The sequence below is a fragment of the Acinetobacter sp. RRD8 genome (assembly GCF_031844225.1).
Classification (GTDB): Bacteria; Pseudomonadota; Gammaproteobacteria; order Pseudomonadales; family Moraxellaceae; genus Acinetobacter.
Genome location: NZ_JAUZUU010000001.1, coordinates 345,564 through 367,501 on the forward strand (window position 1 = coordinate 345,564; position 21,938 = coordinate 367,501).

The window sequence follows — 21,938 nt, forward strand, 5'->3', positions numbered from 1 at the left end:
ATTAGAAAAAATAAAAAGTCAGACCCAGAGTCTGACTTAAATAAACAGATTTATTGGCTGAAAATATCAGGCTGATTTTAAAAAATGCAGTATGTTTTGGTTAATCAGGGCAGTTTCAGTCACCGTAGAAGCATGTGCTCCCGTTTCGAGCAGGTTAAACCGGCTATGTGGCAATAACTGCTGCAATTTTTGTGAACATTGATATGGCACCAGAAAGTCATCCCGATTGGCAATCAGATGTACAGGAACATTTTTGAGTGCCTGCCGATGCACTTCTTCTAGTTGAAAAGCTTGTACTGCCTGTATACGTGCCAAGACATTTTGAATCGGTGGAAAGTCAAGGAGCTGCTTATTTTCTGCTTCGGTTAATGGGTCAATATGTGTTGAGATCCAGTATGGTGGATATAAAAATAAAGCTTGGGCCCGAACATAGGCTTCTGCCCCGCTATTCAGCAATAAAGAAGTCCTTGCCTGAAAACATTTTTGGGTATGTGAATCCAGTTCTCCCCAGGCATTCAACATAGTCAGGCTGAATAACTTAAACGCTTTATCAACCTGATAAGTCGCAAGCTGCATGCCGATATGCCCACCCAATGCATGACCAATAAAATGAAATTCACGGATATCCTGATTGATCAATAAATCCAGAATCTGCCGGGCCATATGATCTACGGAATAAGGCGTTGGCAACAGTTCAGAATCCGAATGACAACCTTCCTGATCATAGGCCACCACATGAAAATGTTGCTGCAAAGCCTCAATTTGTGGATGCCAGAAACTGGCGTGTCCACCTAGCCCAGAGGAAAGCACTACATAAGGCGCATCGGCCTGTACTGCGGGATGAATAGATAAAGACATAAAATTCTCATAGTTTAAATATGAGATGAATACAGCAAAATATATGCCTGAACAGGATTATTTTTGAACAATTGTTAAAATTATAGCCAGTACACATTGAACCTGTAATAGAACTCCTCTACCTCAAAGCGCACGATATAGCCCAGCTCTGTCAACTCCGCTGAAAGATGGTGAATTTCTTCCAGTGGTAGATGTTTAGGAAAAACTGTCAGTACCGCTGTATTGCCTTGCCGAGCATTATCTTCAATTAGTTGTGCCAGACGGGGCTTGTACATTTCAATATCCAGGTTAGCAACATTGGATAAAATTTTGGCCTGATCTGCCGTCATAAAAGTCATTTTTATTTTCTCTTTTAATGTTATTTCATTAAGCTAAATGATTTATAAAGCGCTTAATATTTCACTTTTGTATCAGAACAAGCTGAAATAATTGCATAAAAAAATCCCTCATGATGAGGGATTTTTTTTGATCAAACTTACTGGCCTGGTAGAGGAATATATTGTGAAGCACTGTCTTGTGCCTTACGTTCAGTCACCACAACTTCTAGCATCATGGTTTTCCCTGCCCGCTCAATTTCAATCTGAATGGTACTGTTTGGCTTTTGCAAAGCCACAAAATTAATCAGATGTGAGGCGGAACTAATCTCTTCCTCATTTACTTTCATAATTTTATCACCACGCTGGATTCCCGCTTTGGCAGCAGGTCCATCTGGGAGTACTTCTGCGACCGTTACGCCTTTTTCTTTAGGTTGCAGAACATCATCACGCTCTGCAGGTAATAAGCTGATCCCTAACCAGCCACGAACCACACGGCCATCTTTCAAAATGGCATTCATCACCTGCTGACAGATTTTGGCCGGAATGGCAAAACCAATCCCCAGCGAACCACCAGACTGCGAGAAGATTGCAGTATTCACACCAATTAAATTACCGGCGACATCAATCAGCGCACCACCCGAGTTACCCGGGTTAATTGCAGCATCAGTCTGCACAAAGTCTTCATAGGTATTAATACCCAAGTCTGAACGGCCCGTTGCCGAGATAATCCCCTGCGTCACGGTTTGCCCAACACCAAAAGGATTACCAATGGCCAGAACCACATCACCGACTTCATTGCCACTGAGTTTAAATGGCAAAACTGGCAATTGCGTCAGTTCAATCTTGATCACAGCCAGATCGGTATCCGGATCAGTTCCGACCACCTTGGCTTCAGCACGACGTCCATCCTGCAAAGCCACTACAATCTGATCGGCCTGTGCAATCACGTGGTTATTGGTCAGGATATAACCGTCTGGACGTACAATTACACCCGAACCTAAACTGTTTTCATTCGGGCTTTGTCCATACTGGTCAGGCAACTGATCGCCAAAGAATTCACGAAATACCGGATCGGTCAGTAAAGGATGCGCCTGTTGCTTGACTTTTTGGGTAGTAAAAATATTCACGACAGCGGGTGCTGCCACTTTTACAGCAGCACTATAGGAGACCACGCCTCCTGATCGCGACGTATCAATCAACGGCTCTACTTTTTCAGCAGGCATTTTGACACCATCTGGCGCAACTGGTGCCTTTGGTTTTTGTAGTTGTTGCCACCCCAAAAAACCGATAATGACTAAAATCAGTAACACCCAGGGTAACCATGTAAAGGTGCGGCGCACGTTGCTATCCTCTAAAATATTTTAATTCGTTGATGACTAAGTAATTTGTGTCCTATTGTAATGCGAAATACATAACTAAACACAAAAAATTCCACAGAGATTTGTGCAGCTTTAGTTACAATTAGACCTATAGATAAATATGGGCAAGTTTTTAAACTTACAGGAATTTTATGGCGAATTTGAACGATATTATTCAATGGTGTGACCAAACTTTGGCAGCACGTGAATTTAAGGACTATGCACCGAATGGCTTGCAGATTGAAGGCAAATCCGAGGTGAATAAAATCCTCTGTGCTGTGACTGCTTCCCAGAGTGCCATTGAAGCTGCAATTGAGCAAGGCGCAGATTTATTGCTGGTTCATCATGGCTATTTCTGGAAAGGAGAAGCCTACCCAATTACGGGAATGCGTGGTAAACGCATTAAAACCCTGATTCAAAATGATATTTCACTGGTTGGCTATCACCTACCTTTAGACAGTCATCCAACTCTGGGAAATAATGCTGCCATTGCGGATTTATTGGAACTCGAAAATATCGAACAGCTGGATCCGAGTGAAAAACGTCCGATTGGCAATATTGGCTATTTAAAACAGCCAATGAGTCCGGAAGATTTTAAAAATTATGTTTCAGAAAAGCTGGGCTTTGATGCGATTCATCTTCCTGCTGAAAAAACTCAAATCCATAAAGTCGGTTTCTGTACCGGTGGTGCGCAGGATTATATTCAAAAAGCGGCACTACAAGATTGTGATGCCTATATTTCAGGTGAAGTGAGCGAACGCACCTTTTATGAAGCTCAGGAACTGAATGTCCATTATTATGCCTGTGGCCATCATGCGACTGAAAAATACGGTGTGCAACGCTTGGCCAAGGCTATTTCAGAACAGTTTAATATTGAGTATGATTATTTCGAATTAAACAATCCGATTTAATTCGACTGACGGTTATGATCAGTGGCTTTATTCATATATTTTCAGGCTTTATTCTGTATTGTTATTTATACACGATGCCCATTTCTGCCCGATTATCTATTACAATAAAGCCACTTATTGTTAAAACCCAGCAAAATGCAAGGAATTGAAAACATGACAACCATTACTTTACCAGCATTACCTTATGGCTACGAAGATCTTGCTCCACACATCAGCAAAGAAACTTTAGAATACCATCACGACAAACACCACAATACGTATGTGGTTAACCTGAATAACCTGATCGCTGGTACTGAGCTTGAAGGCAAAACTCTAGAAGAAATTATTACAGCAACTGCTGGTGATGCTTCTAAAGCGGGTGTTTTTAATAACGCGGCTCAAGTTTGGAACCACACGTTCTACTGGAACTGTATGGCTAAAAACGGTGGCGGTAAAGCAACTGGTACTTTGGCTGCGAAAATTGACGAAGCATTCGGTTCTTATGAAAAATTTGCTGAAGAATTTGCTGCTGCTGCAACTACTCAATTTGGTTCAGGTTGGGCTTGGTTAGTGGCTGACGAAGTAAACGGTCAGCTTTCAATCATGAAAACTTCAAATGCTGATACGCCAATGGCGCACGGTAAAATTGCAGTGTTGACGATTGACGTTTGGGAACACGCTTACTACATCGATTTCCGTAATGCTCGTCCTAAGTACATCTCTACTTTCCTAGAAAGCCTAGTAAACTGGGATTATGCAAATGCGAAATATGCAGGTCAGCCTGCAGGTGTTGAGAAATAATTTTTTATTTCTTTGCTAAAAAAATCACCCATTTCGGGTGATTTTTTTATTTTTAGGCACTAAATGAATATTAATAAAGCAAACAATTCATTTCTTTACATTAATTGATTGACGACCTGGTTATTCCTCCCTAAAATGCCGATCAGATTCTCCAATAGCTCAGTCGGTAGAGCGACGGACTGTTAATCCGCAGGTCCCTGGTTCGAGCCCAGGTTGGAGAGCCATCTATTCTTCCATAGCTCAGTCGGTAGAGCGACGGACTGTTAATCCGCAGGTCCCTGGTTCGAGCCCAGGTGGAAGAGCCAAGATTCTAAAAAACCCACTCATTGCGAAGTGGGTTTTTTTATAGCTGTATTTTTTAAATTGAGATCATCTTGATTTATATGTGCGATCAACCTCTCATTTCTTATGATCCAGATCACTTATCAAAATTCAGGCTGATCGCGATTTTGTTATTAGAACCGGTTTACATAAACATAACAGTTTGAACTACAAACCTTTTCGACTATTTTTAAAACACTTGATTCAATTTCTGCAGCTTTTTTCTAAAAGTGCCTTGACCCCTTTTCAAATCTCTCTATAATCGCTGTCAGATTCTCCAATAGCTCAGTCGGTAGAGCGACGGACTGTTAATCCGCAGGTCCCTGGTTCGAGCCCAGGTTGGAGAGCCAATCTATTCTCCCATAGCTCAGTCGGTAGAGCGACGGACTGTTAATCCGCAGGTCCCTGGTTCGAGCCCAGGTGGGAGAGCCAAGATTCTGAAGAAACCCACTCATTGCGAAGTGGGTTTTTTTATTCTCCCCTTTTGTGATCTGTGTTTAATTTGAGTCAGTTTATATTTTTTGTGATTGGCTGCCTGGCAACTTTTGCATTAGTTTGCCTGCTCTTCCCACATCTCTTCACCCGTCAAAAGAAATTCTATCCGAAGCGCGTCATTACTGCTTTTGAAAGCAGGATGTTTACACGTCTGAAAGATGCCTTTCCTCATCATCACATTCTGGCACAAGTCGCGTTTAGCGCTTTGATCACGCACGATCAGATGAAAATGCGCAATCAATTTAATCGCAAAGTCACAGACTTCGTGGTACTTGATCGTGAATATAATGTAGTGGCGATTGTCGAACTGGATGATCCGAGCCATATTGGCAAAGAGCAGGAAGATGCTGAACGCGATGCCATGCTGATTGCAGCAGGCTATACCGTGATTCGATACACCCAGATTCCGACTATCAGACAACTGCAAAGGGATTTAAAATAAATTAAGCTGCAATTTCGATATTTCTCGCTGCAGCTTGAATTGGATTAATCAAAGCCTCCTGCTCCGCTTTTAATTTCTCGGCAGCTTTTCATGCTTCAAAACTAACCTATCCTCGTCCAATTTAGCGTCTCATCACAAGCATTCTCAGTTAAACCTGCCTTTCTGCAGGATTAGGGTGATAAAGTTTAAATTATCGCTCTATAATCCTTTCGAAAACAAAATATAAGTCAGATGACCTGATTGGCCTGTTCCATTTCTGGCCATCATCACCTTGCTTATTTTTGGCGTTGTTTTTTTATTCAGTGATCGTTTATTTATGCAAAATTCTATTCGTATTGGTATCGCGGGTTACGGTAATCTTGGCCGCGGTGTTGAAACTGCCATCCAGAAAAATCCTGATATGCAGCTTGTCGGTATTTTTACTCGCCGCTCACCAAGCGGCGTCTCTCCTTGCTTTGCAGAAACTCAAGTGTATAGCATGGATGCACTATTAAATGAGTTTAGCGATAAAATTGATGTGCTGATTCTTTGTGGCGGCTCTAAAGATGACTTGCCACAACAGGCGCCTATCTTTGCAAGTAAATTCAATACTGTAGATAGTTTTGATACGCATGCACGTATTCCGGAATACTATGCTGCAGTCGATGCACCTGCCCTTGCTAACAAAAAAACAGCTATGATTTCTATTGGCTGGGATCCTGGCATGTTCTCGATTAACCGTTTGTTTGGTGAAGCGTTATTACCAGATGGCGAAACTTATACTTTTTGGGGTAAAGGTTTAAGCCAGGGACATTCAGATGCGATCCGCCGTGTAGCAGGGGTGAAAGCTGGTGTTCAATATACCATTCCATCTACTGATGCGATTGAACAAGTCCGCAGTGGCACACGACCTGAGTTAAGCACCAAAGATAAACATCATCGTGACTGTTATGTGGTATTGGAACAAGGGGCTGATGCGGCAACAGTTGAACAAACGATCGTCAGCATGCCTGATTATTTTGCGGATTATAATACGACCGTGAATTTTATCAGTGAGGAAACATTACTGAAAGATCATCAGGATATGCCACATGGCGGTTTTGTCATTCGTAGTGGTAATACCAGTGATGCACAAAAACAGGTGATTGAGTTTTCTTTAAAGCTGAATAGCAATCCGGAGTTTACTGCAAGTGTTCTAGTGGCTTATGCCCGTGCCTGCTACCGCCTGAATCAAACTCAGCAATATGGTGCTAAAACAGCCCTAGATGTAGCACCCGCCCTACTTTCAATTAAATCCCCTGAGCAATTGCGCGAAGAATTGCTTTAAGATGATTTAAATATAGCCACCGATCGTATGATTGATGGCTATATTTTTTTGTTTTAGAGTTCGGATTGCTTAGTTACGAAATATCAAATATCTACAATCAAATGAAATAGTTTTCGACAAACGATGCAACTATCTACTACACAGACATTTGCAGTATTAGATAAGTGCAAAGGGATCTTAGATAGATTAAGGTGCTGTTGCACTACTTTCAGACGCAGCTTGTGTTGAATTTGCGTTAGCATCCTGCTCTGCTTTGAGCTTTTCCGCAGCTTCTCGTGCTTCAATACGTGCAATCATATCTGCCTGCTGCTGCTTGTATTTTTCCTGATTTTTAGCATCACTATTCATTGCAAGAAATGCCATACTAATTAAAAATACCGGAATACAAAGTGCAAGCGTACCAAAGATCACTAACTTTTTGATGTTGCGGGGCTGTGGCTGCTCAGACATAAAACCTACTTTCATTTCTTCATTTAATTACTGTGCCCAATATAACAAAATAAAGGCATAGCTCAAGTCTTGTATTCACAGGCTTTTGTTAAGCCCAAAATTTACATAAAAAAAGGAGACTAGCTCCTTTTTTTGAATCAACATAAATTAATTGGTTGCTGCAGTGCCTGTACAATGCGGACTGGTACTTGCATCTTTCTGCGCACTAGTTAGTACGATGCCAGTTCCTGCAGGCATGTGTGCTTGAATAAAATCGACAGCTTTTTCATTTCTACACACTATCGCTTGCGTATGACTCGCATTTGGTACAACATCCAACTCATATTTACTTGAATAGTCGGCTTGTGGGAAATATTTGGTTGCCTGTAATTTCATATTAGCAACCAATGCTTGAGTAACAGGTGGCAATACAGCCTGATCATCTGCACCCTGAATAATATAAACTGGTGTTTTAATCACTTTAGCCGCAGTTGCGTTAGTTGCAGGCTGATTATCAAGCAAGAATTTCTGAACCACTGGATCTGTTTGGATTTTATTTAAATTAATTCCATACTGAGAAATCATATGATTTGAATCTTTTAAGAATTCAAGTATCCCAGCTTTAAACTGTTCTTGTAGACCATTCGCACTGTTCGGGTCTGAATAACTTAAACACGCCCCTTCATCACCAGTACGACCATAGGCTTGCTCTGCAATCACGCCCGCATCTGCAGTAAAGATACTTTTCAAATCATAATTGGGTTCATACGCCTTAATACCTGAACTGGTTAATGCCGCATAAGCTAAAAGCTCTGCATATCCATCTGCAATTTGACTGATAAGCATTTGCCCTTGCGCACCCGTTAGCTGTCCCATACTTACTGCATAACGCACTTGCATCAACTGCTCATCCAATCGATTCAGTCCTTGCGCGTTAGGCTGACCATTCGTATCAACATTTAAATTCGGATCAAGATAAATTTGAATAATTTGACCTAAACTTGAGGCTGGTGCACCTGCAACTGCTCCCTTATAACTGGTATCTGTATTGGCAAATTCTGCAGTGCCTAATGATGCATGTCCACCTTGTGATTGACCAATCGACATCCATTCACCATTCAGCTTTGTACCATAATGAGCTTTCGCTGCCTTAACAGCAAAAATTGCTGATTGTGCTGCACTAGATAAATTTAGATAAGGATGTACACCTTTTGTACCTAGCCCCTCGTAGTCAGGTGCAACAATGACATAACCTGCTGCTAATAAACTATTGGCTAATATTTTAAAACGAGGGTGAATAATATTCTTACTCGGCGCACAATCATCCCCAGCACCCACAGTCCCATGTTCCCAAACTACAATTCGATAGCCATCTTTAGGCTGCGGCGCATCAGGAAACAATACCAAAGCCGTTGCTTCTGCTGTTTTCCCCTGTACATTGGTCATGTTATAGGTCATCACCTTGATCGATGAGCTACTATCGACACTATCCAAAGCATAATTAGCTTCTGAGATAAATGTTGGTTTCTGAGTCAAAATAGATGAGTCATTATCATCATTACAAGCTGTTAACGACAGCATGGAAACAGAAACTGCCAATGCAACTGCTATTTTTGTAAATTTCATAAGATATCCTTTTTAATCATTATTTTTAAGCATGAAACTACATGCAAGCTCCATTAAGGCATAAAAAAAAGCACCCGAATAGGATGCTTTATGCCAACTTAACTTTTAAGATAAATATCTTTAAACGACCAAAGCCATAAAAATACCGCAAAAAATTAACAAGCCAACCCAGCGATTGTGACGAAATGCCCAAAAACACCATTGAGGATCTCGATCACGTGTTTTTATCCATTGGTAAATAAAATCAAGAGCAACAACAATTAATGCAGCCAGACCAAATGGAAGCAATAAATTTTCTAGCCAAAGTGCCGCAGCAATCAACACAATACTAACGGCCTGTAAAGCACTAATAATTTGAATGTCATGCTGGCCAAATAAGATCGCTGTAGATTTCACTCCAATCTTTAAATCATATTCACGATCCGCAATCGCATATTGGGTATCATAAGCTACAGTCCAGGCCAGATTGCCAAAATATAAGAGCCAGCAGGTTAAATCCGGCGTTTGCCCCACTGCGGTATAAGCCATCGGAATCGACCAGGAAAATGCTAACCCCAAAAAGACTTGAGGCAAATGGGTATAGCGCTTCATAAAAGGATAAATAAACGCTAGAAATAAAGCCCCAAATGACCAGTAAAAAGTTTCAATCGGCAAGAAAAGAAGCAGGCAGGCGCTGGCAGCCACCAAAACCAGAAATACCATCACGGCTTCTTTAGCACTGATAATCCCGGTCGCTAGCGGACGGTTTTTGGTACGCTCCACATGCGCATCAACTTTACGGTCAGCAAAATCATTAATGGCACAGCCTGCTGCCCGCATAAAAATCACACCCAAAATCATGGGAATTAAAATTTCAATACGTGGCATTCCCTGAGCGGCAATCCACAGCGCCCACATGGTAGGCCAAAAAACCAGTTCAGTCCCAATCGGTTTATCAAAACGACAAAGATAATAATAGGCGCTAAGACGCTCACGCCAGGTGATTGCTTGTGCGGTTGCCATAAAAATCAAGCCCGTGAATTTTGTATAAAGTGTTCAAATGCCGGTAAAAATGTTTCTTGTACGATAAATTTACAGCCGTGCCAAGTATAGCAGCTCTGACGGGTCCAGCCCTCATCTAAAAGTACCACCCGGCGCTGGCACAGTGGATTAGTGCGCTGAAACAGAAACCAGCCAATCGGTTTGGTGCCAATATGCTGAAAAATTCGGGCTTTTTTTTGCAGGCTTAAAATCGGAAAGATGCTTTTGGCTTTCACCCAAGGAGACTGTTCCGAGCCGTAGAGATAACTTTCACGCACCCAGGAAGTATGCTGATGTGACATCTGCATCCATTTGGCATTGGCAAAGCTTAAACGCTGAAAATGCTCTTGAATTGGCTCGACATGGAATTGTCCTTGCGCCAAATCGGTCAGTTGTTGCGTGAGTGAACCCGATGCATACAGCCACGGTTTTAACTCAACAGGCAGAGTTGACAGCAACACACGCTGATTTTGATTTCTAGAACGACTATTCATTGTTAACAGTTATCTGTTTTTGCAATGATTTCATATTTGCCTTGTGGGGTTTTAATTAAAATAAAACCTTCAGCACTCAAATAAAATGATTCTGGATAAGCATAATCCAGCGCTATTTCAGGATTTTTCAGCGCCACAAATTGAGCCTGCTTATAACCCTCGGGAGTCCGCCCCACTTCAAGATAAGTCACTTCAGAGAAGTTCAACTTAAAACCTTTGTTATGATCTTTTGGATCAATCCATGGATAAAAGCTGGTGTGCTTTTTACGTTGTGCCATTTAAGCCCATCAATCATTTAAAATTATAAATAGATGATACAAAAAAACCCGCGACATGCGCGGGTTTTCTTCGCTTTAATTCGTGATGAATTACAAGCTGTAGTACATATCAAATTCAACTGGGTGAGTAGTCGTGTTTAGACGACGAACTTCTTCAGTTTTAAGCTCGATATAAGCATCAAGCATTTCTTTCGTGAACACGCCACCTTTTAACAGGTAATCATGATCCGCTTGAAGTGCTTCAAGCGCCATATCCAGGCTATGCGCCACTGTAGGGATTTTTGCTTCTTCTTCCGGTGGAAGATCGTACAAGTTCTTGTCAGCAGCTTCACCTGGGTGGATCTTGTTTTGAATACCGTCAAGACCAGCCATCAACAATGCCGCGAAACCTAGGTACGGGTTCATCATTGGATCTGGAAAACGCGCTTCAATACGCTTGCCTTTCGGGCTAGACACGTAAGGAATACGGATAGATGCAGAACGGTTACGCGCTGAGTAAGCAAGCATAATCGGTGCTTCGAAATGTGGAACCAAACGCTTATACGAGTTTGTAGAAGGGTTAGTGATCGCATTCAAAGAACGGGCATGTTTAATTACACCACCGATGAAGTACAACGCCATTTCTGAAAGGCCTGCATATTCATCACCAGCAAACAGGTTTTTGCCGTCTTTAGAGATCGACATATGCACGTGCATACCAGAACCGTTATCGCCAACCATTGGTTTAGGCATAAAGGTTGCTGTTTTTGCATATTGATGCGCAACGTTCCAAACCGCATATTTGAACTGTTGAACTTCGTCTGCTTTACGCACCATAGTGTTGAAGCTCACACCAATTTCTAACTGGCAAGAAGCAACTTCGTGGTGATGTACTTCTACACGACCTGGACCCATGATGTCTTCGATACGCGCACACATGTCTGCACGCATGTCATGTGAAGAATCTACAGGAGGAACTGGGAAGTAACCGCCTTTTACGCGTGGACGGTGACCAGAGTTACCGCCTTCGTAGTCTTTGTTAGTTGACCAAGCAGCTTCTTCAGCGATCAATGTATGGCGCGCGCCAGACATGTCGATTTCCCATTTTACTTCGTCAAATACGAAGAATTCTGGTTCTGGACCAAAGAATGCAGTATCACCGATACCGGTAGATTTCAAATATTCTTCTGCACGGCGCGCAATCGAACGTGGGTCACGATCATAACCTTGACCAGTTGATGGCTCGATGACGTCACAAGTTACAACAACTGTTGGCTCTGCAAAGAACGGGTCGATAAAACCTGTTGCCGCATCCGGACGTAAAATCATGTCCGATGCTTCGATGCCTTTCCAACCTGCAATTGAAGAACCGTCAAACATTTTGCCGTCTTCAAATGTATCTTCATCAATACTGTCTGCTGGGTAAGTGACGTGTTGCTCTTTACCCTTGGTATCAGTAAAGCGAAAATCGACCCATTTTGCGCCACTTTCTTGTATGAGTTGAAGGACCTTGTTCGCCATGCTCATTTTGCTCCGATGTTTTTGTTGCACCCGTGAAGTGCGTGTTAGCAGTTGATAGTTATTAAGCAATTACCGTACCAACTTTTAAAAGTATAGATAAAATCTTGAAATCTTTATAAGAAATCATGAAGTGACAAAAATACTTTGCGGCTATTATACTAGCTGCAAAACTAAATGCACTATATTCAAGCATTCTTCATTTATTTTATTTCAGCTTTATTTTTTAGCGCACCTAAATAGTGCATGTATCTATAAAAATGTATAAGAAACATAGCTTTTTATAGCAAATATGCTGCTTTTTCTTACTTTTGTTATATTTTTACTTGTTTTTGGCTAAAAATTGAGCTTTTTTTAGTAGATATCAGTAAAGAAAATTTTGCGATTCATTTGGGATTGTATGCCTATTATGAGGCATTTTCTTTAAATCTACTTTCAATAGAAAAGTTTATACAAAGCTTAATTATTCAAGTGATGTTTTTTTCATCAAACTTTTAGCCTCTCTTTGATCTCATTTTTTCATTTTTAAGTTTTACTCTAAAAAATACTCATTTAAAACTTTCTATGAATAAGCCTATTACTTTAAATCATTATAAAACTTTTATTTAATTTCCTACAGGTTATTAAAGCTATTAAATTGAGCGAAATTGTTGCGCCGAATGCAGCTATTTTTTGCTATGATGAAGCGTGCTTTATTTTCACACAATGAAATCAATGATTTAGTTGTGTCAGGCAAGTGCTTGCAACACGTATAAATAAAGTACGATCTGGACAACATTAGCACAGTCAAGTGCATTAATTTCAATAGGTTAAGCTCATGCTTTTAATGATCGACAACTATGACTCCTTTACTTATAACATCGTCCAATATTTTGGCGAACTGAATCAAGAAGTAAAAGTAGTCCGTAATGATGCCGTGACATTGGAAGATATAGAGCGATGGCAACCTAAGTATTTAGTGATTGGTCCCGGCCCGTGCTCGCCAAGTGAAGCAGGGATTTCTATTCCTGCTATTCAGCATTTTGCTGGCAAAATTCCTTTACTGGGCGTTTGTCTTGGTCACCAAAGTATTGGTCAGGCATTTGGCGGTGATATCGTGCGTGCTAAACGTGTGATGCATGGCCGTCTGTCTGATATGTACCACAGTGATACCGGGATTTTCAGCAATCTTCCTTCTCCATTTCCTGCAACGCGCTATCATTCACTGGTGATTGATCAAGCTACCTTGCCTGAATGTCTGGAAGTGACCTGCTGGACCAATGAAGCGGACGGCTCTATGGAAGAAATTATGGGTGTGAAACATAAGACATTGCCGGTCGAAGGCGTGCAGTTCCATCCTGAATCGATTCTGAGCCAGCATGGTCATCAAATCTTTAAAAACTTTCTCGAAATTTATGCCTAAGAACATCTTATGAATATTCAACAAGCTTTAAGCAATATTACTAAAAACATTCACCTGACTCAGGATCAAATGCAAGACGTGATGCATGCCATCATGTCAGGTGAAGCGACCGATGCCCAGATTGGTGCCCTGCTGATGGGCTTACGCCTTAAAGGCGAAAGCATTGATGAGATTACCGCAGCTGCACGTGTCATGCGTGAACTTGCCACTAAAATTGATGTCAGTGACATTCCTTATCTGGTCGATATCGTCGGTACAGGCGGTGATGGTCAAAACCTGTTTAATGTCTCTACTGCTTCGGCATTTGTAATTGCAGCAGCGGGCGCCACCATTGCCAAACATGGTAACCGCGGCGTTTCGACCAAATCAGGTTCGTCAGATTTACTGGAACAGGCGGGGATTAATCTTGACCTGAACATGCAGCAGACTGAACGGTGTATCCGTGATGTCGGTGTCGGCTTCCTGTTTGCACCCAATCATCATCAAGCCATGAAATATGCAATCGGCCCACGTAAAGAATTAGGGATTCGCAGCATTTTCAACTTACTTGGCCCGCTTACGAATCCGGCCGGAGTAAATCGTTTAGTCATTGGGGTATTTTCCAATGAACTCTGCCGTCCTATTGCCGAAGTCATGAAACAGCTCGGTGCTGAACATGTGATGGTGGTACATTCACGTGATGGGCTGGATGAAATCAGTATTGCCTCCTCAACTCATGTTGCTGAACTGAAAAATGGCGAAGTTACCGAATGGGACATTATTCCTGAATCGGTCGATATTGAGTCGCAAACTCTGACCGGACTGATTGTGGAAGATTCTGCGCAAAGTCTGGCTTTGATCAAAGACGCGCTGGGCAAGAAAAAATCAGACATCGGTGATAAAGCCGCGAACATGATCGCGCTGAATGCCGGCGCGGGTATTTATGTCTCCGGTTTAACCAGCAGCTATAAGCAAGGTGTTGCGCTGGCACATGACATTATTTACGGCGGTCAGGCACTTGAAAAAATGAGTGTGCTGTCTGAATTTACCAAAACCATTAAACATTACGAAGCTTAATTCGGTCAGGGATTTTGATCATGGTGGATATCGCAAACACAATTTTAGGCAAGATTGTTGACCGTAAAAAAGAAGAATTTGCCCTACGTTTAAAGCAGAAAAGCTATAAAGATCTGGAAGAACTGGCACAAGGTGCATCACCTGTGCGTGGTTTTGCCCAGTCTTTAGTGTCGAAACGTCCGGGTGTCATTGCTGAAATTAAGAAAGCTTCGCCATCCAAGGGCATTATTCGCGAGAACTTTAACCCTGCGGAAATTGCAGCACAGTATCAGGAGGCAGGTGCAGCCTGTTTATCGGTGCTGACCGATGTAGACTTTTTCCAGGGTCACGATGACAACATTCAGATTGCCCGTTCACATTGCGACCTGCCTGCACTGCGCAAAGACTTTCTGATCGATCCTTATGGAGTTATCGAAGCACGTGCCCTGCATGCAGACTGTATCTTGCTAATTGTGGCTTGCCTGTCTGACCAGCAGTTAGAAGAAATGTCTAAAACTGCATTTGAACATCATCTGGATGTACTGGTTGAAGTTCACGATGAAGAAGAACTATCCCGTGCTTTAAAACTTTCTGATCGTTGTCTGCTCGGTGTAAATAACCGTAATTTAAAAACCTTTGATGTGGATTTAAACACATCATTACGTTTGAAAAAATTACTGGACCCTTCACGCCTGCTGGTGACTGAAAGTGGTATTGCCACACTTGCGGATGTTGCGATGATGCAGAAAAATGATATTCACGCCTTTCTGGTCGGCGAAAGCTTCATGAAACAGCCACGTCCGGATCATGCTTTCCGCGATCTGTTTGGTGAGCCTGAAGCGGTTTAAAATGTAAATGCTCACCTAAGCATTAAAAAAGCCCAATCTCAGGATTGGGCTTTTTTATTTTCAATATTGAAAAGTAGATCATAGATTCTCGAGCGTATTTAAAATCCTCAGCAATGTCATGAACGCAATTCAGTTCTCCTTTGTCTATTTTCAGACTATAATTCTTGTAAATTCCGCATCTCCCTTGTTTTTACATTATGAGTAAACACGATTCTTCATTATCTAAAGATCAGTACAACCTGCTGAAATCTTTTAAGAAGCAAATTACACAGCCGCAAACGCCTGCGGTCGTTGCTGCACCTGTTGAAAAGACTGTCGAGCAAGAAGCGTTAGAAGAACTGGAATTATTCCGCAAGCAAATGCAGGGCGTACAAAAAATTGAATCGGGAAATACGGTTCAACTGGACAAACCACGCAAGAAAAAGCCGGATGCACAAATCCTGGCAAAGCGTGCAGCGGCTACTGGCCCGCTGGAAACAGAGGCAATGGCTTTATCAGATACTCAGGCCATGCTCAATCCTGTCGGCAGTCAGGCCAACTTGAGCTATCGCATCGCCACCTTGCAGCATAAAGTGTTTGAAGACTTGAAAGCCGGTAACTTGCGCTGGTTTGAAGCTGTGGATCTGCATGGCTGTACCGTGGAAGAAGCGCGTCAAGCCGTGCTGCAGATTATCCAGATCGCCAAAGATGAAAATCAGAACGTGATTAAAATCGTACATGGCAAAGGTCCGGAAGCGATTTTAAAAACCTATGTCAACGGCTGGCTACGTCAGCATCGCGATGTTTTAGCTTTTGTCAGTGCACCTGAAAAGCAAGGCGGTACCGGTGCAGTATTGGTTCTGCTCAAACGTGCAGAAAAGAATCCAAAGTTCAAACAGTAAACGGTTTTAGCCTCAAAACAAGGCATTGTAAAAGTTTTCTGCTACAATGCCGTCCTTGTTCATTCTCAGTTTAAGTGAATACGTCATATGACTATGCAGCAATCCTACGCAAACATTCTTACTGCCGTTGGCGAAGATCTAAATCGCCCTGGTCTCAAAGATACGCCTGTGCGCGCTGCGAAAGCATTTTCATATTTAACCTCGGGTTATAGCCAGACACTTGAAGAAGTGACCAACAAGGCGGTCTTCCCTTCCGATAACCGTGAAATGGTACTGGTCAAAAACATCGAATTTTATTCGCTATGTGAGCATCACTTGTTGCCATTTTATGGCCGCGTACATATTGCCTATTTGCCGGAAGGTCATGTTTTAGGCCTGTCCAAATTTGCCCGTATTACTGAAATGTTTGCGCGCCGTTTACAGATTCAGGAAAACCTGACTCAGCAAATTGCAGAAGCAGTGGCTGAAGTCACCAAAGCACGCGGTGTTGCAGTAATGATTGATTCTGCGCACATGTGCATGATGATGCGCGGTGTAGGCAAGCAGGAATCAACCACACGTACGGTATCATTTATTGGTGATTTTAAAACCGACAAAGAAACACGTCGTGAATTTTTAAGTGCGGTTCCAGAAAGCTATTAATTATTAAAGCTTAAAAATAAGTTACTCAAGGCCTCGATCATTCGGGGTTTTTTGCTTTTAAAGGAAGAGGATATCAATACTTAATTCAAAAGCTCACTTGCTATAAATAACACCTGGTAACAGGGTTTAAAGACCTGTCCCAAAACTTGCTATGTTTCAGTCTAGAACTCAAACAATTCCTGCTTGTGTTTGCAACAAGCCTACACTTGGATACACGATAAAGTTTTAATCCTGCCGCTCTCCCATTAAAGTAATTTGAAGTTGATATACAGCAAAGCGCTTTATATCTTTCTGATTGATTTTTAATGATAAGGAAAGTAACCATGGCGAATAGTAAAAATAACCAGGCGAAAGACAGCAAAAAATCAGCAAAAACTGCTAAAAAGACCCAAGATGAGAAACTGAAAAAGTCGAATAAGAGTAGTGACAAAGACAGTGATCGCAAAGTCACTAAAAAAGCGGCGAGCAGTAAATCTAAAGCGGCATCTTCTAAGAAAGACAATGCCAGCAAAGATGAAAAAGTGAAGGCGAAGAAAAATTCGAGCTCAAAAGCCAGTGATAAAGCGAAAGACCAAAAGACCTCTTCCGCGAAAAAACCGGCTAAAGCGAAAAGCAGCAACAAGAGTAAAGACGACACTAAAGTGAAAAAGTCTTCTTCAAAAAAATCGGCGCCTGCTAAAAAGCAGTCGAGTAGCTCCTCTAAGAGCAAGTCAACCAAGGCTAAAACCTCGAAGACCAGTTCAAAAAAATCGAAGTAAAATGAAAGCCCCTAGCTCTAAATGACAGGGGCTTTTCTGTATCTTGTCCTTTCGTTTTTATAATTTGTATTAGCTGAAATATTGAGTCATTTTAAATTTCAGAAAAGGCCGAATATGAAGTCATCTGCCAAAGTAACCCCACCAAAACGTCCGTCACGTGTAGTTTCGAATAGTTTTGATTATTCTCTGGACTTTGCAAAGATTAATTTTCGTAAACGACCCGAGCTCTACCGGATTGGCCGTGGTGAACAAGGTGTATTACTGGTTGAGCCTTATAAATCGGAAATCCTGCCACACTGGCGCTTTGCAGATGAAGCAAAAGCCCAAGCCAGTAGCGAGAAAATCTATCAGCTTTTCTTGGACTATTTAAAACAAGAAGATTTTATTGGTGCGGACATGGCACGCAAGTTTTTACAGATGGGTTTTACCCGTGCCCGGCGTTATGCCAACCATAAAGGTGGCAAAAAATACGATGGCCCGGTTCCGGAAGACAAAAAAGGTTTAAGTGGCGCGCATGGCCGTTCAGAGCTACCGCGCAATCAGGAAGACCCGGTTAAAGCCGCTGCTGCCAAAATCTTTAAACAGAAATGGGATGAAGCTAAAAATCATCCCGAATATCTTCAGCAAAAAAAGAAATTTCAGGAATTTATAGAGCAGCAGTCTGCAACTGGATAAAACCTTTTATTTAAACAGAGAGTGGCTGTGCGACTGGGTTCAAGGACTGATGAGCCATATAGACTCTGTTACGCCCGTTGTTCTTCGCCATATACAAGGCAGAATCTGCCGCATTCAGGAAGCGCTGATAATCCGGATGTCCATCATAAAGCACACAACCAATACTGACCGTAAATTTAAACTGCTGGCCTTGTGCCGAATTAATCATGCCATTTTCAATATATTTACGCACACTTTCGGCAATATTCAGGGCACGTTTTTCATCAGTATCCACCAGTAACAGCAAAAACTCTTCACCGCCGACCCGGAAAGCATAATCACTGCCCTGACTGTATTTTTGCAATGCTTCGGCCAGAAATTTCAAAGCCAGATCACCTGCTGCATGTCCGAATTTGTCATTAATACTTTTGAAATAATCAGCATCAATGGCAAGTAAAGACAAAGGCGTATGATTCTTACGGGAAAAAGTGATTTCACGTGAAATAATGGTATTCAAATAACGACGATTCAATAACTGGGTCAATGAATCATTACCTGATTCAATATATTCGGCCACCTGAAATAACTGATCTACTAACAACTGAATCTCACGGTTCAAGTCACGGATTCGCTGGATCAGTCCCAGCATATTGTTTTTGTCCGTACAGTCCATAATATCTTGATTAAGTTCATCGACTTGATAAATTCGCTCAATGATTAAATCGACCTGATCAGAACCGGTAAAAGCATAAGAGGCTTTATGAATAAACCATAAACCAAACTCCGACTTGGACAACATCGGATGATTCAATTTTTCATGCTCAGAAAAGACCTTGAACATGAGCTCATTTTCCCAGTCTAGCAATGAACTGCGCTGTTTATCTTTTTGTACGGCCACATCCTGCATCGCTGAAAAAACACGATAACTGTGTTTAATTTCCTGATTCATGGCTGTTTTGGCTTCATAAGATCGGCACATGACTTCTGTGGCAAATCCCATGATCTGGACAATATAACTGCAGGTGGTCAACATACTGTGGTCAGGATTCTCATCCAGCAGTTCAAACATTTTACGCTCAATTTCACGTACACCGCGCATGATCAGCCAGGACGGAATTCCGACACGTGCATGCACATGCCCCACCATCGCCTGTTTCTGCACGGCATCGGCATAGCGTTTATTAATTCCTACACCAAAGCTTTCAAGTAGCCAGGCATTTAAAGTGTCGCGCAAGCGCTGTTGAATCAAGTCATCGGAAAAGAATTCTGCAGATTCCTTTTCAAGGAGCATGTTTTTATAGAATTCTTCCACCAGAATCAGGGAATGATCTTGAATAAAGTGAAAGGCATGCAATAAGTCATCAGATGAATAATTTTGACAGATCTGTTCCCATTGCTCGGCCAGTCTTGCCATGCATTCATTATTCATACTGTCTGTTCCCCAAAACCTTGCTATTTTCACTCAAATTATGTGACAAATATAACAAATATCAGGTATTTTTCCTAAAATATCGACCAGATTATTTGTACCCAACCTAGCCAATTTTTTTATACAAGGGAAAACCGAACAGCAGCCTCATGGATACACAGCACTTTATGAATAGTGTTAATCAGTTTTAACTAAATCTTAAAAATACCGGATCAAACCAAGACTCCATTGATCCCAGTCTTTGGACTGCTGTTGCTGATATTCCCAAGACAGCCGAAGTGCATGTTGTGGATTGAATGCATATTGGAGTTCAGTATTCAGTTTCAGCTGCCAGCGATGCGAATCTTCCCAATAAGGCAGTTCCACCTGCACCAGACTGTTAATCTGATCGCTCCAGATATTCTGGCACCCCACAGTAGGGCCAGCACCTACGCGCCAGCCTTGATCCAGTGCCTTGCCTGCCTGTAGCTGAGTTTGCATTTGCGCATAACATAGATGTTCACGGCTGGCATTTGCCCAGCTATAACCACCCTGAGTTTTTAAGCTGGCGACGCCATGCTGTTCATCTTCACTAAACTGGCCATGCGCATCCAGTGCCTCCTGTTTCCAGCCCAGATTAAAACCCCAGGATAATGGCGTATTAAACGGATTGACCGGGTTATAGGAATTGACAGTAAATAGATCCAGATGTTCCAGCTTGAGCTCACTGTCACGATATTGCAAAGCCCCATCCAGAAACAGCAATTGTGTGCCGGTTCGAAAACCGCCTTGCGGGTCGATGAGATCATGATAAGCCTGCCGATGTCCAAGCTGGACAAAGGATTCTCCCTGAACCTGTCCGGCCTGAAGACTGATATTGCGTGCATGATGGCTTTGTACCGGATCTATTTTTGGACGTTCAGGTGCTTTACGCTGTTTCTCGATATCCAGCTGGCTTCTTAAGCCTAATAACTTGCGAAAACGTGGTTGAACAAAAGATTCATCGACTTTTTGTCGGAGAAAGTCCAGATATAAATGATCATAGGCCATTTCCAGAATTTTGGCCTGATCTTCTGCCGGATAAGGCTGCAAAATTGAAAGCATTACACCTGTTTCTGCATAAGCTAACTGATGCGCAGTTTTTGCCAGCGCTTTGCCATGCTGTCTGGATTGAGCCAGCAATTGAGTTTCAAGCGCTGGACGGTAAACTTTCTGTTTGATCAAACCCTGCTGTTCTACGACTTTCAGTGTTTCAATCGGAATCGCAGTCGAATTAAACTGTTTCTGTAGATTTAACTCGGGACGTACCAGATCAAATAGCCCCAGCAGGCGATAAGCACAATTATCATTGATAAAATAATAAGGGAAACTTACATTTTGCATTTCCCAGAGATGCTGTACCAAAAATCTGGTTTCTTGCGGGCTTAAGTTTAATTCATATTCCCACAAATCCCGGCTTTCAAAGTCACCATATTCTTTGACCTTGCGGTAATACGGCATCAGGGAATATTCACCCGGATATTGTCCGGTCAGCCCTTTCCAGGCAAAGGACCAGTTGTCATTGCCATCGACCGTTGCGGCATAGTTGACTGCATAAGAAATCAGATTGAGTTGTTGCTGGTCTTTAGGGTCCAGCCGCAACAAGGTATGCCCGAACATGGAGCTCGGATTACCCATAAAATCCGTGGCATAAATCAGGGTTGCCTGATAAGGCTTGACTTCGCCAATCCATTTATCCAAATCCGGACAACTGACCGCAGGCAATTGTTGCTCGGAAATATTCAATTGCTGTATTAACCAGCTGCTGCGTGCAGGAAACTTACAGCGCACGGACTGATTCGGCTCTGCGCTCAAAAATAAAACCTGAATGTTATGCTGTATTTCTTTTTTTAAATCAGTTTTTCCCTGCTCTGCCAGGAAATAGCCCGAATAGCTAACCTCGCTATGACCTTGGGGATTGGCATACATGAGACGTTGCCAGGTGGTACTCTGATCCAGACGCTGGGTTTCGGCATGAGTTAGATAATGCTGGATGTCTGGATTAATTTCACTAGAAAAACTTAAAGGGCTGAATGTCAGGCCCAACATGAAGAACGCATATTTCATTCAGTTAACTTATTCTCATCAATTTCTTTTAGTCATAAGAAAACCCTGCCAGAACAGCAGGGTTTTTGAGGT

22 protein-coding genes and 4 tRNA genes are annotated in these 21,938 nt (G+C 42.1%); 15 read left to right on the forward strand and 11 right to left on the reverse strand.

Going from position 1 to position 21,938, the window contains the following annotated elements; translation table 11 throughout:
* Nucleotides 1–66: 66 nt before the first annotated feature.
* From rutD to Q9R24_RS01725, 3 genes are all read right to left on the reverse strand, one after another.
* Entirely contained in the window at nucleotides 67–858 is a 792-nt protein-coding gene (rutD, locus tag Q9R24_RS01715; RefSeq protein ID WP_311203584.1) for a pyrimidine utilization protein D, read from the reverse strand.
* 80 nt (nucleotides 859–938) lie between these two features.
* A complete protein-coding gene (locus Q9R24_RS01720) occupies nucleotides 939–1,196 on the reverse strand; it encodes a hypothetical protein (RefSeq protein ID WP_311203585.1) in 258 nt (85 codons plus the stop codon).
* 137 nt (nucleotides 1,197–1,333) lie between these two features.
* Nucleotides 1,334–2,515: a S1C family serine protease gene (locus Q9R24_RS01725; RefSeq protein WP_148334389.1), complete on the reverse strand. Its 1,182-nt coding sequence runs from the start codon at nucleotides 2,513–2,515 to the stop codon at nucleotides 1,334–1,336.
* Between the two features lie 170 nt (nucleotides 2,516–2,685).
* On the opposite strand from Q9R24_RS01725, the gene Q9R24_RS01730 reads away from it, so the two are divergent.
* The 8 genes from Q9R24_RS01730 (at nucleotide 2,686) to Q9R24_RS01765 (ending at nucleotide 6,788) form a co-directional block, all read left to right on the forward strand.
* Nucleotides 2,686–3,444, forward strand: a complete 759-nt coding sequence (locus Q9R24_RS01730; RefSeq protein ID WP_253175257.1) for a Nif3-like dinuclear metal center hexameric protein — start codon at nucleotides 2,686–2,688, stop codon at nucleotides 3,442–3,444.
* A gap of 153 nt (nucleotides 3,445–3,597) precedes the next feature.
* Nucleotides 3,598–4,224: a superoxide dismutase gene (locus Q9R24_RS01735; protein ID WP_004646486.1), complete on the forward strand. Its 627-nt coding sequence runs from the start codon at nucleotides 3,598–3,600 to the stop codon at nucleotides 4,222–4,224.
* 148 nt (nucleotides 4,225–4,372) lie between these two features.
* A tRNA-Asn gene (locus tag Q9R24_RS01740) sits at nucleotides 4,373–4,448 on the forward strand.
* A gap of 5 nt (nucleotides 4,449–4,453) precedes the next feature.
* Nucleotides 4,454–4,529 (forward strand) — tRNA-Asn (locus tag Q9R24_RS01745).
* A 290-nt stretch (nucleotides 4,530–4,819) separates the two neighbouring features.
* Nucleotides 4,820–4,895, forward strand: a tRNA-Asn gene (locus Q9R24_RS01750).
* A 6-nt stretch (nucleotides 4,896–4,901) separates the two neighbouring features.
* Nucleotides 4,902–4,977, forward strand: a tRNA-Asn gene (locus Q9R24_RS01755).
* A 61-nt stretch (nucleotides 4,978–5,038) separates the two neighbouring features.
* Nucleotides 5,039–5,482, forward strand: coding sequence for a DUF2726 domain-containing protein (locus tag Q9R24_RS01760; RefSeq protein ID WP_004279650.1), 444 nt, complete (start codon nucleotides 5,039–5,041; stop codon nucleotides 5,480–5,482).
* Between the two features lie 316 nt (nucleotides 5,483–5,798).
* Nucleotides 5,799–6,788: a diaminopimelate dehydrogenase gene (locus tag Q9R24_RS01765; RefSeq protein ID WP_311203586.1), complete on the forward strand. Its 990-nt coding sequence runs from the start codon at nucleotides 5,799–5,801 to the stop codon at nucleotides 6,786–6,788.
* Between the two features lie 186 nt (nucleotides 6,789–6,974).
* Here Q9R24_RS01765 and Q9R24_RS01770 read toward each other — a convergent pair whose 3' ends face one another.
* The 6 genes from Q9R24_RS01770 to glnA form a co-directional block, all read right to left on the reverse strand.
* The gene (locus Q9R24_RS01770) at nucleotides 6,975–7,238 is read right to left on the reverse strand and encodes a hypothetical protein (RefSeq protein WP_311203587.1); all 264 of its coding nucleotides are present in this window, start codon (nucleotides 7,236–7,238) and stop codon (nucleotides 6,975–6,977) included.
* A 147-nt stretch (nucleotides 7,239–7,385) separates the two neighbouring features.
* Nucleotides 7,386–8,843 carry an alpha/beta hydrolase gene (locus Q9R24_RS01775; RefSeq protein ID WP_311203588.1) on the reverse strand — a complete coding sequence of 486 codons (1,458 nt, stop codon included), beginning with the start codon at nucleotides 8,841–8,843 and terminating at the stop codon, nucleotides 7,386–7,388.
* Nucleotides 8,844–8,963: 120 nt separating this feature from the next.
* Nucleotides 8,964–9,845: a 4-hydroxybenzoate octaprenyltransferase gene (gene ubiA, locus Q9R24_RS01780; protein ID WP_243475418.1), complete on the reverse strand. Its 882-nt coding sequence runs from the start codon at nucleotides 9,843–9,845 to the stop codon at nucleotides 8,964–8,966.
* Nucleotides 9,846–9,850: 5 nt separating this feature from the next.
* Nucleotides 9,851–10,357 (reverse strand): chorismate lyase, encoded by a 507-nt coding sequence (locus Q9R24_RS01785; RefSeq protein ID WP_004279643.1) that lies wholly within the window; start codon nucleotides 10,355–10,357, stop codon nucleotides 9,851–9,853.
* A 2-nt stretch (nucleotides 10,358–10,359) separates the two neighbouring features.
* Nucleotides 10,360–10,635, reverse strand: coding sequence for a hypothetical protein (locus Q9R24_RS01790; RefSeq protein WP_004279642.1), 276 nt, complete (start codon nucleotides 10,633–10,635; stop codon nucleotides 10,360–10,362).
* Nucleotides 10,636–10,725: 90 nt separating this feature from the next.
* Nucleotides 10,726–12,141: a type I glutamate--ammonia ligase gene (glnA, locus tag Q9R24_RS01795; protein ID WP_004279641.1), complete on the reverse strand. Its 1,416-nt coding sequence runs from the start codon at nucleotides 12,139–12,141 to the stop codon at nucleotides 10,726–10,728.
* Between the two features lie 808 nt (nucleotides 12,142–12,949).
* Between glnA and Q9R24_RS01800 the strand changes: the two genes are divergently transcribed.
* The 7 genes from Q9R24_RS01800 (at nucleotide 12,950) to Q9R24_RS01830 (ending at nucleotide 18,373) form a co-directional block, all read left to right on the forward strand.
* Complete coding sequence (locus Q9R24_RS01800; RefSeq protein ID WP_004646400.1) at nucleotides 12,950–13,534, forward strand: aminodeoxychorismate/anthranilate synthase component II; 585 nt, start codon at nucleotides 12,950–12,952, stop codon at nucleotides 13,532–13,534.
* 9 nt (nucleotides 13,535–13,543) lie between these two features.
* Complete coding sequence (gene trpD / locus Q9R24_RS01805; RefSeq protein WP_005246849.1) at nucleotides 13,544–14,590, forward strand: anthranilate phosphoribosyltransferase; 1,047 nt, start codon at nucleotides 13,544–13,546, stop codon at nucleotides 14,588–14,590.
* Nucleotides 14,591–14,610: 20 nt separating this feature from the next.
* Entirely contained in the window at nucleotides 14,611–15,417 is an 807-nt protein-coding gene (trpC, locus tag Q9R24_RS01810) for an indole-3-glycerol phosphate synthase TrpC (protein ID WP_311203589.1), read from the forward strand.
* 197 nt (nucleotides 15,418–15,614) lie between these two features.
* Nucleotides 15,615–16,298, forward strand: a complete 684-nt coding sequence (locus Q9R24_RS01815; protein WP_005246851.1) for a Smr/MutS family protein — start codon at nucleotides 15,615–15,617, stop codon at nucleotides 16,296–16,298.
* A 93-nt stretch (nucleotides 16,299–16,391) separates the two neighbouring features.
* Nucleotides 16,392–16,940, forward strand: a complete 549-nt coding sequence (gene folE, locus Q9R24_RS01820) for a GTP cyclohydrolase I FolE (protein ID WP_004730181.1) — start codon at nucleotides 16,392–16,394, stop codon at nucleotides 16,938–16,940.
* A gap of 323 nt (nucleotides 16,941–17,263) precedes the next feature.
* Entirely contained in the window at nucleotides 17,264–17,698 is a 435-nt protein-coding gene (locus Q9R24_RS01825) for a hypothetical protein (RefSeq protein WP_004646396.1), read from the forward strand.
* Nucleotides 17,699–17,812: 114 nt separating this feature from the next.
* Nucleotides 17,813–18,373: a DUF4385 domain-containing protein gene (locus Q9R24_RS01830; RefSeq protein WP_311203590.1), complete on the forward strand. Its 561-nt coding sequence runs from the start codon at nucleotides 17,813–17,815 to the stop codon at nucleotides 18,371–18,373.
* A 10-nt stretch (nucleotides 18,374–18,383) separates the two neighbouring features.
* Here Q9R24_RS01830 and Q9R24_RS01835 read toward each other — a convergent pair whose 3' ends face one another.
* Entirely contained in the window at nucleotides 18,384–19,781 is a 1,398-nt protein-coding gene (locus tag Q9R24_RS01835) for a diguanylate cyclase (RefSeq protein ID WP_311203591.1), read from the reverse strand.
* Nucleotides 19,782–19,979: 198 nt separating this feature from the next.
* A complete protein-coding gene (locus Q9R24_RS01840) occupies nucleotides 19,980–21,866 on the reverse strand; it encodes a DUF4105 domain-containing protein (protein WP_311203592.1) in 1,887 nt (628 codons plus the stop codon).
* Nucleotides 21,867–21,938 lie beyond the last annotated feature (72 nt).

Bases quoted from the DNA above. Each gene is read 5' to 3' on its own strand.
- Q9R24_RS01775 (WP_311203588.1), bottom strand. From the start codon at position 8,843: ATGAAATTTACAAAAATAGCAGTTGCATTGGCAGTTTCTGTTTCCATG.
- Q9R24_RS01835 (WP_311203591.1), bottom strand. From the start codon at position 19,781: ATGAATAATGAATGCATGGCAAGACTGGCCGAGCAATGGGAACAGATC.
- trpC (WP_311203589.1), top strand. From the start codon at position 14,611: ATGGTGGATATCGCAAACACAATTTTAGGCAAGATTGTTGACCGTAAA.
- rutD (WP_311203584.1), bottom strand. From the start codon at position 858: ATGTCTTTATCTATTCATCCCGCAGTACAGGCCGATGCGCCTTATGTA.
- Q9R24_RS01730 (WP_253175257.1), top strand. From the start codon at position 2,686: ATGGCGAATTTGAACGATATTATTCAATGGTGTGACCAAACTTTGGCA.
- Q9R24_RS01770 (WP_311203587.1), bottom strand. From the start codon at position 7,238: ATGTCTGAGCAGCCACAGCCCCGCAACATCAAAAAGTTAGTGATCTTT.
- Q9R24_RS01800 (WP_004646400.1), top strand. From the start codon at position 12,950: ATGCTTTTAATGATCGACAACTATGACTCCTTTACTTATAACATCGTC.
- Q9R24_RS01720 (WP_311203585.1), bottom strand. From the start codon at position 1,196: ATGACTTTTATGACGGCAGATCAGGCCAAAATTTTATCCAATGTTGCT.
- Q9R24_RS01735 (WP_004646486.1), top strand. From the start codon at position 3,598: ATGACAACCATTACTTTACCAGCATTACCTTATGGCTACGAAGATCTT.
- ubiA (WP_243475418.1), bottom strand. From the start codon at position 9,845: ATGGCAACCGCACAAGCAATCACCTGGCGTGAGCGTCTTAGCGCCTAT.
- folE (WP_004730181.1), top strand. From the start codon at position 16,392: ATGCAGCAATCCTACGCAAACATTCTTACTGCCGTTGGCGAAGATCTA.
- Q9R24_RS01840 (WP_311203592.1), bottom strand. From the start codon at position 21,866: ATGAAATATGCGTTCTTCATGTTGGGCCTGACATTCAGCCCTTTAAGT.
- trpD (WP_005246849.1), top strand. From the start codon at position 13,544: ATGAATATTCAACAAGCTTTAAGCAATATTACTAAAAACATTCACCTG.
- Q9R24_RS01825 (WP_004646396.1), top strand. From the start codon at position 17,264: ATGGCGAATAGTAAAAATAACCAGGCGAAAGACAGCAAAAAATCAGCA.
- glnA (WP_004279641.1), bottom strand. From the start codon at position 12,141: ATGAGCATGGCGAACAAGGTCCTTCAACTCATACAAGAAAGTGGCGCA.
- Q9R24_RS01815 (WP_005246851.1), top strand. From the start codon at position 15,615: ATGAGTAAACACGATTCTTCATTATCTAAAGATCAGTACAACCTGCTG.
- Q9R24_RS01790 (WP_004279642.1), bottom strand. From the start codon at position 10,635: ATGGCACAACGTAAAAAGCACACCAGCTTTTATCCATGGATTGATCCA.
- Q9R24_RS01785 (WP_004279643.1), bottom strand. From the start codon at position 10,357: ATGAATAGTCGTTCTAGAAATCAAAATCAGCGTGTGTTGCTGTCAACT.
- Q9R24_RS01830 (WP_311203590.1), top strand. From the start codon at position 17,813: ATGAAGTCATCTGCCAAAGTAACCCCACCAAAACGTCCGTCACGTGTA.
- Q9R24_RS01765 (WP_311203586.1), top strand. From the start codon at position 5,799: ATGCAAAATTCTATTCGTATTGGTATCGCGGGTTACGGTAATCTTGGC.